The 15,678-nt window shown below is 68.4% G+C and carries 17 protein-coding genes; 5 read left to right on the plus strand and 12 right to left on the minus strand.

Annotated elements, in window-relative coordinates; all coding sequences use genetic code 11:
- Positions 1 to 10: 10 nt before the first annotated feature.
- The 7 genes from J2W23_RS14150 to J2W23_RS14180 form a co-directional block, all read right to left on the minus strand.
- On the minus strand, positions 11 to 1,705 hold the full coding sequence (locus J2W23_RS14150; RefSeq protein WP_176661622.1) for an MFS transporter: 1,695 nt from the start codon (positions 1,703 to 1,705) through the stop codon (positions 11 to 13).
- A gap of 191 nt (positions 1,706 to 1,896) precedes the next feature.
- Complete coding sequence (locus tag J2W23_RS14155; RefSeq protein WP_307649180.1) at positions 1,897 to 2,541, minus strand: 2-hydroxychromene-2-carboxylate isomerase; 645 nt, start codon at positions 2,539 to 2,541, stop codon at positions 1,897 to 1,899.
- Positions 2,538 to 2,804 carry a DUF1289 domain-containing protein gene (locus J2W23_RS14160; RefSeq protein ID WP_176661620.1) on the minus strand — a complete coding sequence of 89 codons (267 nt, stop codon included), beginning with the start codon at positions 2,802 to 2,804 and terminating at the stop codon, positions 2,538 to 2,540. The genes J2W23_RS14155 and J2W23_RS14160 overlap by 4 nt, the downstream gene beginning before the upstream one ends.
- Positions 2,801 to 3,289, minus strand: coding sequence for a YbaK/EbsC family protein (locus J2W23_RS14165; protein ID WP_176661619.1), 489 nt, complete (start codon positions 3,287 to 3,289; stop codon positions 2,801 to 2,803). The genes J2W23_RS14160 and J2W23_RS14165 overlap by 4 nt, the downstream gene beginning before the upstream one ends.
- A gap of 13 nt (positions 3,290 to 3,302) precedes the next feature.
- A complete protein-coding gene (rhtB, locus tag J2W23_RS14170) occupies positions 3,303 to 3,941 on the minus strand; it encodes a homoserine/homoserine lactone efflux protein (protein WP_307649181.1) in 639 nt (212 codons plus the stop codon).
- 34 nt (positions 3,942 to 3,975) lie between these two features.
- On the minus strand, positions 3,976 to 4,896 hold the full coding sequence (locus tag J2W23_RS14175) for a hydroxymethylglutaryl-CoA lyase (RefSeq protein ID WP_176661617.1): 921 nt from the start codon (positions 4,894 to 4,896) through the stop codon (positions 3,976 to 3,978).
- Between the two features lie 135 nt (positions 4,897 to 5,031).
- The gene (locus J2W23_RS14180; RefSeq protein ID WP_307649182.1) at positions 5,032 to 5,937 is read right to left on the minus strand and encodes a LysR substrate-binding domain-containing protein; all 906 of its coding nucleotides are present in this window, start codon (positions 5,935 to 5,937) and stop codon (positions 5,032 to 5,034) included.
- 124 nt (positions 5,938 to 6,061) lie between these two features.
- Here J2W23_RS14180 and J2W23_RS14185 point away from each other — a divergent pair, with 124 nt between their 5' ends.
- The 5 genes from J2W23_RS14185 to J2W23_RS14205 all read left to right on the plus strand — a co-directional run bounded on the left by J2W23_RS14185 (position 6,062) and on the right by J2W23_RS14205 (position 11,047).
- Entirely contained in the window at positions 6,062 to 7,213 is a 1,152-nt protein-coding gene (locus J2W23_RS14185; RefSeq protein ID WP_176661615.1) for a CaiB/BaiF CoA transferase family protein, read from the plus strand.
- Between the two features lie 36 nt (positions 7,214 to 7,249).
- A complete protein-coding gene (locus J2W23_RS14190; RefSeq protein ID WP_176661614.1) occupies positions 7,250 to 8,152 on the plus strand; it encodes a dioxygenase family protein in 903 nt (300 codons plus the stop codon).
- Between the two features lie 35 nt (positions 8,153 to 8,187).
- The gene (locus J2W23_RS14195) at positions 8,188 to 8,994 is read left to right on the plus strand and encodes a citryl-CoA lyase (protein ID WP_176661613.1); all 807 of its coding nucleotides are present in this window, start codon (positions 8,188 to 8,190) and stop codon (positions 8,992 to 8,994) included.
- Positions 8,991 to 9,932: a Bug family tripartite tricarboxylate transporter substrate binding protein gene (locus J2W23_RS14200; protein ID WP_307649183.1), complete on the plus strand. Its 942-nt coding sequence runs from the start codon at positions 8,991 to 8,993 to the stop codon at positions 9,930 to 9,932. Before J2W23_RS14195 ends, J2W23_RS14200 begins: the two co-directional genes overlap by 4 nt.
- Before the next feature lie 137 nt (positions 9,933 to 10,069).
- Positions 10,070 to 11,047, plus strand: coding sequence for a Bug family tripartite tricarboxylate transporter substrate binding protein (locus J2W23_RS14205; RefSeq protein ID WP_307649184.1), 978 nt, complete (start codon positions 10,070 to 10,072; stop codon positions 11,045 to 11,047).
- Between the two features lie 28 nt (positions 11,048 to 11,075).
- Here J2W23_RS14205 and J2W23_RS14210 read toward each other — a convergent pair whose 3' ends face one another.
- Genes J2W23_RS14210 through J2W23_RS14230 form a run of 5 tightly spaced genes read right to left on the minus strand, consistent with a single transcriptional unit; the run spans position 11,076 to position 15,658 of the window.
- Entirely contained in the window at positions 11,076 to 12,245 is a 1,170-nt protein-coding gene (locus J2W23_RS14210) for an acyl-CoA dehydrogenase family protein (RefSeq protein WP_307649185.1), read from the minus strand.
- Positions 12,242 to 13,483 (minus strand): CaiB/BaiF CoA transferase family protein, encoded by a 1,242-nt coding sequence (locus tag J2W23_RS14215; RefSeq protein ID WP_307649186.1) that lies wholly within the window; start codon positions 13,481 to 13,483, stop codon positions 12,242 to 12,244. Before J2W23_RS14215 ends, J2W23_RS14210 begins: the two co-directional genes overlap by 4 nt.
- On the minus strand, positions 13,480 to 14,493 hold the full coding sequence (locus J2W23_RS14220; protein WP_176661608.1) for a Bug family tripartite tricarboxylate transporter substrate binding protein: 1,014 nt from the start codon (positions 14,491 to 14,493) through the stop codon (positions 13,480 to 13,482). The genes J2W23_RS14215 and J2W23_RS14220 overlap by 4 nt, the downstream gene beginning before the upstream one ends.
- A 26-nt stretch (positions 14,494 to 14,519) precedes the next feature.
- A complete protein-coding gene (locus J2W23_RS14225; protein ID WP_307649187.1) occupies positions 14,520 to 14,912 on the minus strand; it encodes a cupin domain-containing protein in 393 nt (130 codons plus the stop codon).
- Complete coding sequence (locus J2W23_RS14230; RefSeq protein WP_176661606.1) at positions 14,909 to 15,658, minus strand: IclR family transcriptional regulator; 750 nt, start codon at positions 15,656 to 15,658, stop codon at positions 14,909 to 14,911. The genes J2W23_RS14225 and J2W23_RS14230 overlap by 4 nt, the downstream gene beginning before the upstream one ends.
- Between the last annotated feature and the right edge of the window lie 20 nt (positions 15,659 to 15,678).

Below are 15,678 nucleotides of genomic sequence, written 5' to 3' on the forward strand. Positions count from 1 at the left end.
TCGCGATCGGTCAGTCGTTCGCGTAGATGTCCACGTCCTTCGTCTCGCGGATGAAGAGCGTGCCGATCACCAGCGTGATGCCCGCGATGATGATCGGGTACCAGAGGCCGTTGTACATGTTGCCGGTCGATGCCACGATGGCGAAGGCGGTGGTCGGCAGCAAGCCGCCGAACCAGCCGTTGCCGATGTGATACGGCAGGCTCATCGAGGTGTAGCGGATGCGCGTGGGGAACAGCTCGACCAGCATCGCGGCGATCGGGCCGTAGACCATCGTCACCAGCAGCACCAGCCAGAACAGGAGCACGATCGTCAGCACCTTGTTGATCTTGGCCGGATCGGCCTTGGCCGGGTAGCCCGCGACCTTCAGGTCTTCGGCCACGCCCTTCTTGAAGGCGGCGATGGCCTTGGCGGTGTTCTCGTCGAACTTGGAGTTCACGACCACGCCGGTGGGCGCCTCGATGGCCTTGTTGCCGATCTTCACGATCGCCGGGGAGCCCGGCGCGCCGGCCACGTTCTCATAGCTCACCGAGTTCTGCACGAGGTAGCGCTTGGCGATGTCGCACGAGCTTCTGAAGTCGATCTCGCGGGCCACCGGGTTGCCCTGGAACGAGCAGGTCGCGGGGTCGGCCGTGACGGTCACGCCGGCCGTGGCCTGTGCGCGGGCCAGGTCGGGGTTGGCGGCTTCGGTCAGCATCTTGAAGACCGGGAAGTAGGTGACCACGGCCAGGAGGCAGCCGGCCATGATGATCGGCTTGCGGCCGATCTTGTCCGACAGCGTGCCGAACACCACGAAGAACGGCGTGCCCAGCAGCAGCGCGGCGGCGATCATCAGGTTGGCCGTGGTCGCATCGACCTTCAGCTGTGCCGTGAGGAAGAAGAGCGCATAGAACTGGCCCGAGTACCAGACCACCGCCTGGCCAGCCGTGAGGCCGACCAGCGCCAGGATCACGATCTTGAGGTTCTTCCATTGGCCGAAGGATTCGGCCAGCGGTGCCTTGGAGGTCTTGCCCTCGGCCTTCATCTTCTGGAAGGCGGGCGACTCCGACAGCGTCAGGCGGATCCACACCGAGATGGCCAGGAGCAGGATCGACACCAGGAACGGAATGCGCCAGCCCCAGTCGTTGAAGACCGCTTCGCCCAGGAACTCGCGCACGCCCAGGATCACGATCAGGCTCAGAAACAGGCCCAGCGTGGCCGTGGTCTGGATCCACGAGGTGTACGCACCGCGCTTGCCGTGCGGGGAGTGCTCGGCCACGTAGGTCGCGGCTCCGCCGTACTCGCCGCCGAGCGCGAGGCCCTGCAGCATGCGCAGCGCGATCAGGATCACCGGCGCCGCGACGCCGATGGTCGCGTAGCTGGGCAACAGGCCGACGATGAACGTCGACAGGCCCATGATCAGGATCGTCACCAGGAAGGTGTACTTGCGCCCGATCATGTCGCCCAGGCGGCCGAACACGATGGCGCCGAACGGACGCACCAGGAAGCCGGCCGCAAACGCCAGCAACGCGAAGATGAAGGCAGCGCCCGCATCCAGCCCGCTGAAGAACTGCTTGGCGATGATCGCCGCGAGCGAACCGTAGAGATAGAAGTCGTACCACTCGAACACGGTGCCGAGCGAGGAGGCGAAGATGACTTTCTTCTCCTCCGAGGACATGGGCCGGGGGGCCGGATGCGGCACTCCCCGTGAATCTAGTGTGGCGGCCATTGCGTCGTCTCCTGTGTGTTTGCGTTCATGCGGCACCCGGTATCCGGGGCCGTGAGGCATTCTTGGAGCCGTGACTGACCCGAGACTTGCGCGAAACTGAACCGATGCTTACGGATTAAGGTGAAACCCGCGGGGCGCGTTTCAGCCTGTAAGAAATCGCAACCCTGCTCGGGTTTGTCCTCAGGGGCCTTTCAGGCCTTGCTGCTGCGCAGCAAAGAGGGGCGCTGGTCGGCGCCGGTCCATGCGGGGCCGTCGAACCACGCATCGCCGGCGAGGTACGAACGCAGCATCGCGAGGCCGTCGAAGCCCCAGAAGAGGCGGCCGTCGACCACATAGGCGGGCGTTCCGAACACGCCGAGCGCGAGCGCCTCGTCGGTGTTGCGCTTCAGGAGCGCCTTGCTCTCGTCGCTGCCTGCTTCGCGCTTCGGTTGCAGCTGCGCAGTGAGCGCGGCGAGCCGTGCGGCATCGCCGGCTTCTTCGCCGCCGCGCCACACGTGGCGGAAGATGGTTTCGGCCACGAAGCGGCTGATGCTGCCGTCGTCCGATGTGGAAACCGCAAGCCGCAGGTGCGCGAGCGGGTTGTAGGGATGCGAGGCCGGCATCTCGATCTGGATGCCGTTCGCATGTCCGAGCCACAGCACATGGCGGTAGGTCCAGCTGCGTTTCGACGGAATCTCGGCCGGCCCGAGCTGGCCGTGTTCCTTCAGCAGCGCGCCGAGCAGCACCGGCTTGTAGGCCACGCTGTAGCTCAGCCCTTCGAGCGCCTCTGGCAGGTGCTCGAACGCGAGGTGCGCGTAGGGCGAGATGAAGTCGAGATAGAAGTCGATGTGCTTCATGCGTCGTGGTCTCCGGAGGTTTCCGGGACGCGCCAGATGCCCGCCCGGGCCCGCAACTCTATCGCGCGCCACACGCCGCGGCGTGCGTCGTCTTCCATCTTGCTCCAGCCCGCGATCTCGGGGATGGTGCGCAGGCACCCTTCGCAGAAGCCGCTCAGGCGGTCCATGCGGCAGACCGAGGTGCAGGGCGAGGGAACGTCTTCGGGCAGGTCGCGCACGGCGGCCGCGCGCGCGGCCAGGGTCTCGGCCTCGGCGAAGTTCAAACCACGTCCGCCACCGGCGCGCCGGTGAGGGTTTCGAGGTCCTGCGGCCGCAGCTGGAACACCGCATGCGGATGGCCTGCCGCGGCCCAGATCTCCTCGAAGCGGAAGAGCTCGCGGTCGATCAGCACCACGGGCTTCGTCGCGTGTCCCACGGGCGAGACACCGCCGATGGTGAAGCCGGTGCGCGCCTTCACGAACTCGGCGTCGGCGCGGCCGGTCTTGCCGATGAGCGCATCGACTTTTTTCTCGTCCACGCGCTTGTCGCCCGAGGTGATGACCAGCACCGCCACGTCGTCGCTCTTGCGGCGGAAGATGATGCTCTTGGCGATCTGCCCGACCGAGATGCCGAGCGCATCGGCCGCCTGCTGCGCGGTGCGGCAGGCGTCGTCCAGCATGCGTGGGGAATGGGGATGGCCGGCGTCCTGCAGCACGCGGGAGACGCGCTGCACGCCTTCGGGGAGGGAGTGGAGTTCAGAGCCGCACATGGATTCGAATCTATCAGGCGCTGCGCTTGAACATGAACAGGAACGCGCCCATCGCCATCAGCACGCCGCCGAAGACGCGGTTCTGCGCACGGCGCGCGCGCACCGAGCGCAGCACGCCCTGCAGCCGCGCGGCGAGCCAGGCGTAGCCGTGCATCACGGTCACGTCGACCATCACCGTCGTGGCCAGCAGCACCAGCAGCTGCAGCCACAGCGGACGCGTCGGCTGGATGAACTGCGGCAGCACCGCCGCCATGAAGACGATGCCCTTGGGGTTCGTCACGTTGGTGAGGAAGCCGCGCAGCACGCGTTGCCGCGCCGTGAGGTCGGGCTCGCCGGCGGATTCCGCAGCGTCGCCGCCGACCTTCGCGACCGGCGCGCGCCACTGGCGCCAGCCCAGCCACAGCAGGTAGCAAGCGCCGACCACCTTGATCACCGTGAACGCGGTGGCCGAGGCGGTGAGCACCGCGCCCACGCCGAGCCCCGCCACCAGCAGGATCACCGCCAGCCCAAGCTGCAGGCCGACGATGGTCGCCGTGGTGCGCCGCACGCCGTAGCTGAGGCCATGGCTCATGCTGAGCACCGCGCCCGAACCGGGCGACACCGCGATGACGCAACTGGCCACCAGAAATGCAAGCCAGACATGCAGGTCCACGAAAACTCCTGTGCGTGTGTGTTGTGTTGCGATCTCAGCCGGCCCGCTTGGTGCGGATGGCCTTCGATGCGCGCGAGTTCGGCTCGCGCCCCAGCGCTTCGCTGATGTAGACGCCCGCGTCGATCAGCTTGTCCAGGTCGATGCCGGTCTCGATGCCCATGCCGTGCAGCATGTAGACCACGTCCTCGGTCGCGACATTGCCCGTCGCGCCCTTGGCATATGGGCAACCGCCGAGGCCCGCCGAGGACGACTGGAAGTTCCACACGCCCAATTCGAGCGCAGCCAGCGTGTTGACCAGCGCCTGCCCGTAGGTGTCGTGGAAGTGGCCGGAGATGGCATCGACACCGAAGTGCGCCAGCGTGGCCTCCATGGCCGCCTGCACCTTGCGCGGCGTGCCCACGCCGATGGTGTCGGCCACGTCCACGCGCTGCACGCCGATGCCCTTCATCAGTTGCGCGAGGTAGCCGACCTTGGCCGGTGCGATCTCGCCTTCGTAGGGGCAGCCGACCGTGCACGACATCGCGCCGCGCACATGGATGCCCTTCTCCAGCGCCGCCGCCACCACGGGCGCGAAGCGCTCGATGCTCTCGGCGATCGAGCAGTTGATGTTCTTCTGGCTGAAGGCCTCGCTCGCGGCGCCGAACACCACGATCTCGTCGGGCCACTCTTCGCGCGGCGCGGCGATGGCCGCCTCGAAGCCCTTCATGTTGGGCGTGAGCACCGAGTAGAGGACACCGGGCTTTCGCTTGATGCCGTGCATCACCTCGGCGTTGTCGGCCATCTGCGGCACCCACTTGGGCGAGACGAAGCTGGTGACCTCGATTTCCTTGAGCCCCGCATCCTGCAGACGGTGCACGAGGCCGATCTTGATCTCGGCCGAGACGGGCTGCTTTTCGTTCTGCAGGCCGTCGCGCGGGCCGACGTCGACGAGCTTGACGCGGGTGGGGAGTTTCATGGGATGTCTCTTGTGTCGCGGGAGGATGAAAAAGCCGTCGTCGATTGTCGGACACCTGGGAAGGCCCTGCCTGGTACAGACCTCGCGGAAGGTAGCAATGCGCGCCAGAGCGGTTGCAAATGGTGCCAGCCCGGCTCAGCCGTCCGCCCGCTCCAGCATGCTGGTGCGAAACGCCACCTTGCGCACGATCGCGGCGAAGGCGCGCGTGGGCGCCGACTCGCGCGCCTTCTGCGACCACAGCATGCCGGGCGTTCGCACCGGCGTCGGGCTCTCCAGCCGCACCGTGGCCAGGCCCGAGTTCGGCTGCACCGCATTGGCCGAGACGATGGCCGCCAGCTGCGTCTTGGCGACCAGCCCCATGATCGGCGCAAGCGTGTTGATCTCGGCCACCACCTGCGGCTCGGCACCGCAGGAGCGGAAGCACTCGTCGAGCATCTGCCGCGTCGCGAAGCTCGCGGGCAGCAGCACCATCGGCAGGCGATGCAGCTCCACCATGCGCACCCGCTTGCGGCGCGCGAGCGGATGGTTTTCGGCCACCACCAGCACCATCTCCTCGTTGTAGAGCGGCTCGAACTGCAGCGTCCCGGGCACGCCCGGCCGGTAGGCGATGCCCAGGTCGAGCGTGCCCTCCTGCAGCCGCTCGGCGATCAGGTCGGCCGCAAGCTCTTCGACCCTCACGCGCACCCGCGGATAGCGCTGCTGGAAACCCGCGATGCAGTCCGGAATGAAGCCGAGGTTGAAGGTGTGGGTCGAGCCGATGCGCAGCTCGCCGGCCGCCGCTTCGGGGTCTTCGCGCAGCGCGCCGAGGCCGCGGTCGATCTCCTGGAGCGCGCGGGTCGCGTGGTGCAGGAAGGCCTCGCCGGCCTCCGTCAGCGCCACGCGCTTGCCGATTCGGTCGAAGAGCAGCGTGCCCAGCTCCTCTTCCAGCTGCTTGATCTGGTGCGACAGCGTCGACTGCGTCACATGCAGGCGCTCGGCCGCGCGGGTGAAGTTGAGCGAGCCGGCCAGCGCGCTGAAGTAGCGCAGGTGACGCAATTCCATGGAGATCCCCGGTCCTTCGAACGATCGATGCCATCGATGGTATCCATGCGAATCCATCATTGTTAAAAATCGTCGCGCCTGCATAGAGTTCGCACCCAGTCACGAACACACAGGAGACAACGCGGTGCACAAAGTCCTCAGCGGCATCAAGGTGCTGGAGCAAGGCACGTTCATCACCGGGCCGGCGGCGGGCATGTTCCTGGCCGACCTGGGCGCCGAGGTGGTGAAGCTCGAGCAGCCCGGCAGCGGCGATCCGTTCCGCTCGTTCCGCGGCGGCCTCTACAGCCCGCACTTCCAGACCTACAACCGCAACAAGCGCAGCATCACGCTCAACCCCAAGCTCGCGGAAGACGCGGCGGTGTTCGACGAGCTGGTGAAGGAATCGGACGTCTACATCCAGAACTTCCGCCCCGGCGCGGCCGAGCGGCTGGGCGCGGGCGAGGCGCGGCTGCGCGCGCTCAACCCGCGGCTGGTGTATTGCGCCATCAGCGGCTTCGGCCAGACCGGCCCGGCCGCCAACCGCCCCGCCTACGACACGGTGGCGCAGGCGGCCAGCGCCTTCCTCAAGTTGCTGGTGAACCCGGCCAACCCGCGCGTGGTGGGCCCGGCCGTGGCCGACGCCATGACCGGCTTCTACGCGGCCTACGGCGTGATGGGCGCGCTGGTGGAACGCGGGCGCACCGGCCATGGCCGCAAGGTGGAGGTGTCGATGCTCGAGGCCATGTGCCACTTCAACCTCGATGCCTTCACGCACTATTTTTCCGAGAACGAGATCATGGGTCCGTTCAGCCGGCCGAGCGTCTCGCAGTCGTACGTGCTGGAGTGCGCGGACGGCCTGTGGATCGCGCTGCACATGTCCTCGCCCGAGAAGTTCTGGCAGGGCCTGGCCAACGCGATCGAGCGGCCCGACCTGTTCCAGGACCCGCGCTTCGCCACGCGCGAAGGCCGCATCGCGCACCAGAACGACCTGATCGCCTTGCTCGATGGCCTCTTTCGCGCACGCACCCGCGCCGACTGGTGCGCGCGGCTGGAAGCCGAAGACGTGCCCCACGCCCCCATGTACGACACCCGCGAAGCGATGCAGGACCCGCAGGCCCGTCACCTGCAGCTGGAGGTGAGCGCGCCGCACCCCGAAGGCGGCGAGTGGCGGACCATCCGTTCGCCCGTGAGCTTCGACGGCGAGCGGCCGCTCGCGGTGACTGCGCCGCCGCTATTGGGCGCGGACAACGACGCCATCGTCGGGCCGATACGGCGGCGCCTGCAAGCTGCCGCCTGACGCCATCCCATCGCCACAAGAAAAGGAGACAAGCCCATGACCCCATCGAACGCAGACGAGCTCACCCAGGCCGCGCTGCAGCGCCTGGAAGGCGCCGCCGACCCGCGCTTCGCGCAGGTGATGCGCTCGCTCATCACGCACCTGCACGCCTTCATCCGCGAGGTCGACCTGCAGCCCGGCGAATGGATGGCCGGCATCGAGTTCCTCACCGCCGTGGGCCAGGCGTGCGACGACAAGCGCCAGGAGTTCATCCTGCTGTCGGACACGCTCGGCGCCTCGATGATGGTGGTGATGCTCGACCAGTTGCGAGCGGCCGCGCGCGCAGGCCAGGCCGGCAAGACGCTGCACGCGACGGAAACCACCGAGGCGACGGTGCAGGGCCCCTACTACTGGGACGGCGCGCCCGACCTGCCGCTGGGCGCCGACATCGCGCCCGGCGTGCGCGGCGAGCCCGCGTTCTACAGCGGCCGCGTCACCGACACCCGCGGCCAGCCGCTCGCGAATGCACTGCTCGACATCTGGTCGGGCGACGGCGAGGGCGTGTACGACATGCAGGTCGAAGGCGCGGGCATGGCGGCGCGTGCGCGCATCCGCACCGACGCCGAGGGCCGCTACTGGTTCTGGTCGATCAAGCCCTCGTACTACCCGGTGCCGGTCGATGGCCCGGTGGGCCGCATGCTCGCGGGCATGGGCCGCCATCCCAACCGGCCCGGCCACATCCACATGAAGGTGGCGGCCGAGGGGCACGTGCCGGTGACCACGCATCTCTTCGTGGCGGGCAGCCCCTACATCGATTCGGATGCGGTGTTCGGCGTGCGGCCCAGCCTCGTCGTCGACTTCGAATCGCACCCGCCCGGCAAGGCGCCCGACGGCCGCGCGGTCGAGCGGCCGTACTGGTCCGCGCACTACGACTTCCATCTCCAACCCGAGGCCGCTTGAGCCGAAATCCACCCCGATCCACTTCGTACGCCCTCATGAAAATCGGCAAATCCACTGTCCCGCGCACCGCCATCTGCACGTCGGACGAACACACCATCGTCGTTCGCGGCCAGGACCTGTGCCGCGACCTCATCGGCAAGCTCTCCTTCGCGGACTACTTCTTCCTGCTGCTCACCGGCAAGCAGCCCGACGCGGCCTGCAGCACGGTGCTCAACGCCACGCTGGTGGCCATCGCCGAGCACGGCCTCGTGCCCAGCGTGCAGGCCAGCCGCATGACCTTCGCCGCCGCGCCCGACGCGTTGCAGGGCGCTGTCGCCGCGGGCATCCTGGGCTGCGGCTCGGTGATCCTCGGCGCGTCGGAAACCGCAGGGCGCCTCTTCGCCGACGTGGCGGCGCGCGTGGATGCAGGGGCAGCGCTCGACGAGGTGGCCGCCGCCACGATCCGCTCGTTGAAAGAAAGCCGCCAGGCCATCCCCGGCTACGGCCATCCGCTGCACAAGGCCAACGACCCGCGCGTGGACCGCCTCATCGAAGTGGCCGCCGAAGCCGGCGCCGACCTGCGCTACGTGCGCATCGCGCAGGCGCTGGAACGCGTGATCCCGGACATCGTCGGCCGCGAGCTGCGCATGAACGTCTCGGCCGCCATCCCGGCCGTGCTGCTGGGCGTGGGCTTTCCGGTGGCATCGCTGCGCGGCGTGCCGATCCTTGCGCGCACCGCCGGGCTGATCGCGCACCTGGCCGAGGAGGCCGAGACGCCGAGCGGCTTCGCCCTCTCCTACCAGGCCACGCGCGAACTGCAGTACGACGGCCAGGTGCCCGCGGGCTTCGGGAGCGCGGCATGAAGCGCCGCCTGCTGCTCGCCAGCACGCTGCTGGCCGCGAGCGCCGCGCTGGCGCAAGGTTCGCCGCGTCCGCTGAAGATCGTGGTGCCCTTCGGCGCCGGCACCTCCACCGACATCGTCGGCCGCATCCTGGCCGATGCGCTGGGCCGCCAGCTCGGCGTGGCCGCGATCGTGGAGAACAAACCCGGCGCGGGCGGCTCGATCGGCAGCGAGCAGGTCGCACGCGCCAACGATGGCCAGACGCTCTTGATGGGCACCGTCGGCACGCATGCGATCAACCCGTCGCTCTACAAGCGCCTGTCCTACCAGCCGCTGCGCGACTTCGTGCCGCTGGGCTTCGTGGGCGCCACGCCCACGCTGCTGGTGGTGCCCGCCAGCTCGCCGTGGAAGCGCGTGGCCGACCTGGGCGCGGCAACCGGCAACGTGAACTTCGCTTCGGCCGGCAACGGCACCTCGGGCCACCTCGCGGGCGAGCTGCTCAACGTGCGCCTGGCGAAAAGCTTCATGCACGTGCCCTACCGCGACGGCGCGCAGGCCATGACCGAACTCATGGCCGGCAACGTGCAGTTCATGTTCTATCACCCGGCCGCGGTGCTGCCGCAGGTGCGCGCGGGCAAGCTGCGCGCGCTCGGCGCGTCGGGCGCGAAGCGCAGCGCCGCTGCGCCCGATGTGCCCACGCTGATGGAGCAAGGCGTGAAGGACTTCGACCTCGTCGCGTGGTTCATGTTGTATGCGCCGAGCAGCATGCCCGCCGCGCAGCGCGACCGTCTGCGCGAGGCCACGCGCCAGGTGCTGGCCCAGCCCGAGGTGCGCGAGAAGCTCGCGCAGCAGGGCATCGAGCACGCCGAGATGAACACCGACCAACTCGACGCCTTCGCACGCACGGAGATCGCCAAGTGGGGCGAGGCCGTGCGGCGCTCGGGCGCGCAGATCGACTGACGGGCACGCACGGCGCGAGCCCGCAAGCGCAAAGGAGTCCAGGCCCTCGACAGACCAGCAGGGCGGAGAAGAAGAGCAAGGCCGCAGAGCCGATTCAAGCAAACAGGAGCGGGCACGACCCGCGACAGGAGACATTCATGCGTTCGACATTCAAATGGCTGGCCGGCACCTTCCTCGGCCTGTTCCTCGGCCTTGCGAGCAGCTTCGCCTTCGCGCAGGGCGCGGCCTGGCCCAGCAAGCCGATCCGCATCGTGGTGGGCTTCGCGCCCGGCACGCCGCCGGACATCTTCGCGCGGCTGTACGGCGAGTACATGGCGCGCCAGCTCGGCGTGCCGGTGGTGATCGACAACAAGCCCGGCACCGCCGGCAACCTGGCCTCCGATGCGGTGGCGAAGGCGCCGCCCGACGGCTACACCTACCTCTACAACCTGTCGACGGCGTTCACGATCAATCCCTACATCTACGCCAAGCTGCCCTTCGATCCGCAGAAGGACCTGGTGCCGGTCGCCACCACGATGCGGCAGGGGCTGGTGCTGATCGCGAGCCCGAAATTCCCGGCGAAGTCGGTCAAGGAACTGGTGGCCGCCGCGAAGGCGAAGCCGGGCACGATCTCGCATGCTTCCTACGGCGCCGGCAGCCCCTCGCACCTGATCGTGGAATGGTTCAAGGACGAGACCGGCACCGACATGCTGCACGTGCCCTACCGCGCGAGCCCCGTGGCCGACGTGGTGGGCGGACAGGTCGACACGGTGATGGAGCCGATCGCCACGGGCTACCAGTTGATCAGCAGCGGCCGCGTGCAGGCGCTCGCCTATTCGGGCCCGAGCCGCCACCCTGCGATGCCCGACGTGCCCACGCTCTCCGAAGTGGTGCCCGGCCTCGTGATGACTTCGTGGCATGGCCTCTGGGCGCCGGCCGCCACGCCGGTCGCGATACAGCAGCGCTTCAACGCCGTGATGATCGAGGCCAGCAAGGACCCGGAGCTCGCCAAGCGCATCCGCGACCTGAACAGCGAGCCGCTGGGACTCACGCAGGCCGAGATGGCCGCGGCGTTGCGGCGCGATGCGGAGATCTACAGCCGCATCGTGAAGGCGAAGAACATCCGGGTGGATTGAAGCGATGCGCTAGATGGTTTCGCGGTGGTCAGTACGACTTGGGCAACCCGAGCGCCTTCTCGGCGATGAAGTTCAGGATCATCTGCGGGCTCACCGGTGCAATACGCGGAATGTAGCTCTCACGCAGCAGCCGCTCGACGTGGTATTCCTTTGCATAGCCCATGCCGCCAAGCGTGAGGATCGCGTTCTGGCAGGCGTCGTGCGCCGCTTCGGCCGCGAGGTACTTGGCGGCGTTGGCCTCGATACCGCAAGGCTCGTTCGCGTCGTACAGCGTCGCGGCCTTGAGCATCATGAGATCGGCCGCCTCCAGGTTGGCCCAGGCGCGCGCGAGCGGATGCGCCACGCCCTGGTTCTGGCCGATGGGCCGGCCGAACACCACGCGCTCCTGCGCGTACTGCGAGGCGATGCGCAGCGCGGCGCGGCCGATGCCGATGGCTTCGGCCGCGATCAATATGCGCTCGGGATTGAGGCCGTGCAGGATGTATTCGAACCCGCGCCCTTCCTCGCCGATGCGGTCTTCCTCGGGCACTTCGAGGCCGTCAATGAAGAGCATGTTCGAGTCGACCGCCGCGCGCCCGAGCTTGTGGATCTCGCGCACCTCGACCTTGCTGCGGTCCAGCGCCGTGTAGAACAGCGTGAGGCCCTGCGTGGGCTTCTTCACCTGGTCGATGGGCGTGGTGCGCGTGAGGATCAGCATGCGGTCGGCCACCTGCGCGGTCGATATCCAGATCTTGCGGCCGTGCAGCAGGTAGCTGCCATTCGGCTGGCGAACCGCCTGCGTCTTGAGGCTGGTGGTGTCGAGCCCCGCGTCGGGTTCGGTCACGGCGAAGCAGGCCTTCTCGGTGCCCGCGATCAGCGGCGGCAAAAAACGCTGGCGCTGCGCCTCGCTGCCGAACACCACCACAGGATTGAGCCCGAAGATGTTCATGTGCACAGACGATGCACCCGACATGCCCGCGCCCGATGCGCTGATGGCGCGCATCATCAGCGCCGCCTCGGTGATGCCCAGCCCCGCACCGCCCTGCGCCTCGGGCATCGCGATGCCGAGCCAGCCGCTTTCAGCCACGGCGCGGTGGAACTGGTGCGGGAACGCGGCGCGTTCGTCGTGGTCGCGCCAGTAGTCGATGGGGAAGTCTTCGCAGAGGCGCTCGATGGCCGCGACCAGCGAGCGCTGGTCTTCGTTCAGGGAGAAATTCATTCGCTGTTGTCTTTCGTGATTTCCGGCTGCAGCGTGACGCCGCGCGCGAGCATGCGGTCGATGTCTTCGTCCGCATAGCCCGCTTCGCGCAGCAGCTCCACGCTCTGCTCACCGATGCGCGGTGCGGGCCGGCGGATCGATGCGGGCGTGGCGCTGTAGCGCCCGACCGGCGCGAGCGTGCGCATGCGGCCTTCGCTCGGGTGATCGAACTCGGGGAAGAAATCGACCGCACGCAGGTGCGGGTCGTCGAGCAGGCTGTCGGTTGTGTGCAGGCGCGCGACCGGGATGTCGGCCGCCTCCAGCACCGCCATCCATTCGTCGCTGCGGCGCGTGGCCATCACCTCGGCAACGAACGCGTAGACCGCACCGATGTTCGCGGCGCGCGCCGTGTGCGTGCCGAACATCGGCGAGGTACGCAGTTCGGGCCGGCCGATCACCTCGAAGAAGGCCTGCCAGTGCTTGTCGTTGTAGATGAGCACGCTGAGGTGGCCGTCCGCCGTGGCGTAGGGCTTGCGGTGCGGCGCGAGCAGGCGCGCGTAGCCGGTGGGGCCGAGCGGCGGCTCGAAGCTGTGGCCGCCGAGGTGGTCGCCCATCACGAACTGCGAGAGCGCCTCGAACATCGGCACTTCCACCGCCTGGCCCTTGCCGGTGCGCTGTGCGCTCAGCACCGCGGCGAGCAGCGCGATCGCGGCCTGCAGCCCCACGGCGCGATCGGCGAGCGTGACGGGCGCGTAGCGCGGCGCATCGCCGCTCTGCTGCGCGAAGAGCGAGGCGACGCCGGCCGCGCCCTGGATCAGGTCGTCGTACGCGGGCTTGCCGGCGTACGGGCCTTCTTCGCCGTAGCCGAACGCGCCGAGGTAGACGATCTTCGGGTTGACCGCCGCCACGGCTTCGTAGCCGAGCCCGAGCCGCGCCATCGCCTGCGGCCGCGTGTTGTAGATGAGCGCATCGCAACCCGCCGCGAGCCGGAGGCACGCTTCGCGGCCCTCGGGTTGCTTCAGGTCGAGCACGATCGAGCGCTTGTTGCGGTTCAGGTGCATCGCCATCGCGCCCATGCCCGCGTGGCGCATCGGCCCGACCGCGCGCAGGTTGTCGCCCGAAGGCGGCTCGACCTTGATGACGTCGGCACCGAGGTCGCCGAGCGTCTGCGTGGCATAGGGCCCCATCACCACGGCCGTGAGGTCGAGGATGCGGATGCCCTGCAGCGGGCCGGCGGCGGAGGTGTCGTGCGAACTCATTCGGGTTGAATGCCCGCGGCCTGGATCAGCTTCTTCCACTTCGCAAGTTCGGACACGGTGAACGCACCCAGCTCTTCCGGCGTGCTGCCGAAGGCATCGAAGCCCAGCTTGCTCACCCGCTCGCGGAACACCGCGCCGTTCGCCATGTCCGACAGCGCCTTGTTGAGCTTCAGCACGATGTCGCGCGGCGTGCCGGCGGGCGCGAACACGCCGTTCCATGACGTGATGTCGAAGCCCTTGAGCTCGGGCGTGTCGGCCAGCGGCGGCAGTTCGGGAAAGAGCTTGGTACGCTCCTGCGTGGTGACCGCGATCGCGCGCATCTTGCCGGCTTTCACCGTAGCGAGCCCCGCGGCGAGGTCGACCACCATCATCGACACCTGCCCGCCGATCAGGTCGGCAATGGCAGGCGGCGTGCTCTTGTAGGGCACGTGCAGCATCGGCACGCCGCTCATGCGCGAGAGCGTGGCGCCGCTCACGATGCCGGTGCTGTTGCCGCTCGCATAGGTCAGCTTGCCGGGGTTGGCGCGGCCCCAGGCCAGCAGTTCGGCCACGGTCTTCACCGGCAGGTCGTTGTTGACCACCAGCATGAACGGCAGATTGCCCATGCGGCTCACCGGCGCGAAGTCCTTCACCGGGTCGTAGGGCAGGTGCTTCATCAAGCTCGGGTTGGCCGAGTGCGTGGTGTTGGTGGTCATGAAGAGCGTGTAGCCGTCGGGCGCCGCCTTGGCCACCGCCTCCGCGCCGATCACGCCGTTGGCGCCCGCCTTGTTGTCGACGATGACCGAGCCCTTCAGCGCCTCGCCCAGCATCTGCCCGGTGATGCGCGCCACCGCGTCGGTGCCGCTGCCGGCCGCGAAAGGCACGACCAGGCGGATCGGCTGCTTCGGGTAGCCGCCGTCCTGCGCGAAGGCCCAGGGCGCGGCGCCCGCGAGGCCCGCCGCGGCGCCGATGGAAATGAAACGGCGGCGGCTTTCCACCGCGACTGTTTCTGTCGCGTTCTTCGTCTGCATGGTTTTTGTCTCCGGGTGGTTGTCGTTCAGGGCCGGATCACGCGCTCCGGCAGTTCCTCGTACGGCGGGCTGTAGATCACCAGCACGCGCACCGGCTCGTCGCTCACCACCGTGAAGGTGTGCATCGCGTCGGCCGGAAAAAAGCAGCTGTCGCCGGGGTGCAGCTCCTGCCGCTGGCCGCCCACCTCGGCGACCGCGCGGCCCTCGAGCATGTAGCAGACCTGCTCGATGCCCGGATGCGCATGCGGGAGCGCCCCCTTGCCCTTCTGGATGTGACCCACCAGCACCTCGAGCTGCTTCGCGCCCACAGTCTCGGGGCCGATCAGCCGCTTGTTCAGCGTGCCGGTGTGGTTGGCAGGGTGGTAGCCGGCGATGTCGGCTTCGCGGATGAAGTAGCGAGGGGCGTTGGTCGTGGTCATCGGGGGTTTTCTGTCTTGGGTTCGATCGCGAGGCAGGCCGAACGCAGCATCGCGGCGATGTCCTCGATGCGCGGCTCCACGCGGTAGCGCGGGCCGGCCACCGAGATCGCGTAGGCCTCGCCGCCGATGCGCAGCGGCCAGGCCAGGCCGATCAGGTCGGGAATGCTTTCACCGAGGTTGCCGTACCAGCCGCGCGCGGCGGAGCGCTGGAGCTCGGCTTCGATGGCGTCGGCGGTGGTGAGGGTGGCGTCGGTGAGCGGCAGGAGCGCGGTGCTGTCCAGGAGCTTGCGGCGCGCCTCGGGCGCGAGCGTGGAGAGCAGCGCGCGGCCCAGCGAATTGGCATACGCCGGGCGCGTTTCGCCCGACTCGGCCGTGTAGCGGATGCGCTGCGGCGCGCTCAGCACGTCGAGGTAGACGACGTGCCCCGCATCGCGGAACTTGCCGAACACCACGGTCTCGCGGGCGGCGTCGCGCAGTTCCTCGAGCGTGGCCTTCACCCGGTCGAGCACCGGATCGTGCGCGGCGATGACCTGCGCCATCGCGAGCAGCCGGCCCGTCGGGTAGTAGCCCTGGCGACGGCCGGTCTCGTACATGTAGCCCTGCTCTTCGAGCGTGCGGATGAGCCCAAGGCAGCTGGACACCGGCATGTCGAGGAGGCGCGCCATCTCGGACAGCGCCAGCGGCTGCTTCTCCCGGGCGAAGAGCTCGACGATCTCGATCACGCGAAACGCTGTTTTCACAACCATGAATAAATTTTCGCGTATGT

The sequence above is a fragment of the Variovorax boronicumulans genome (assembly GCF_030812215.1).
Taxonomy (GTDB): domain Bacteria; phylum Pseudomonadota; class Gammaproteobacteria; order Burkholderiales; family Burkholderiaceae_C; genus Variovorax; species Variovorax boronicumulans_C.

What these genes read in the sequence shown, in the direction of transcription:
- J2W23_RS14225 (WP_307649187.1), bottom strand. Translation starts at nt 14,912, where the DNA reads ATGACCACGACCAACGCCCCTCGCTACTTCATCCGCGAAGCCGACATC.
- J2W23_RS14200 (WP_307649183.1), top strand. Translation starts at nt 8,991, where the DNA reads ATGAAGCGCCGCCTGCTGCTCGCCAGCACGCTGCTGGCCGCGAGCGCC.
- J2W23_RS14175 (WP_176661617.1), bottom strand. Translation starts at nt 4,896, where the DNA reads ATGAAACTCCCCACCCGCGTCAAGCTCGTCGACGTCGGCCCGCGCGAC.
- J2W23_RS14155 (WP_307649180.1), bottom strand. Translation starts at nt 2,541, where the DNA reads ATGAAGCACATCGACTTCTATCTCGACTTCATCTCGCCCTACGCGCAC.
- J2W23_RS14215 (WP_307649186.1), bottom strand. Translation starts at nt 13,483, where the DNA reads ATGAGTTCGCACGACACCTCCGCCGCCGGCCCGCTGCAGGGCATCCGC.
- J2W23_RS14205 (WP_307649184.1), top strand. Translation starts at nt 10,070, where the DNA reads ATGCGTTCGACATTCAAATGGCTGGCCGGCACCTTCCTCGGCCTGTTC.
- J2W23_RS14195 (WP_176661613.1), top strand. Translation starts at nt 8,188, where the DNA reads ATGAAAATCGGCAAATCCACTGTCCCGCGCACCGCCATCTGCACGTCG.
- J2W23_RS14230 (WP_176661606.1), bottom strand. Translation starts at nt 15,658, where the DNA reads ATGGTTGTGAAAACAGCGTTTCGCGTGATCGAGATCGTCGAGCTCTTC.
- J2W23_RS14150 (WP_176661622.1), bottom strand. Translation starts at nt 1,705, where the DNA reads ATGGCCGCCACACTAGATTCACGGGGAGTGCCGCATCCGGCCCCCCGG.
- J2W23_RS14210 (WP_307649185.1), bottom strand. Translation starts at nt 12,245, where the DNA reads ATGAATTTCTCCCTGAACGAAGACCAGCGCTCGCTGGTCGCGGCCATC.
- J2W23_RS14220 (WP_176661608.1), bottom strand. Translation starts at nt 14,493, where the DNA reads ATGCAGACGAAGAACGCGACAGAAACAGTCGCGGTGGAAAGCCGCCGC.
- J2W23_RS14190 (WP_176661614.1), top strand. Translation starts at nt 7,250, where the DNA reads ATGACCCCATCGAACGCAGACGAGCTCACCCAGGCCGCGCTGCAGCGC.
- J2W23_RS14180 (WP_307649182.1), bottom strand. Translation starts at nt 5,937, where the DNA reads ATGGAATTGCGTCACCTGCGCTACTTCAGCGCGCTGGCCGGCTCGCTC.
- J2W23_RS14165 (WP_176661619.1), bottom strand. Translation starts at nt 3,289, where the DNA reads ATGTGCGGCTCTGAACTCCACTCCCTCCCCGAAGGCGTGCAGCGCGTC.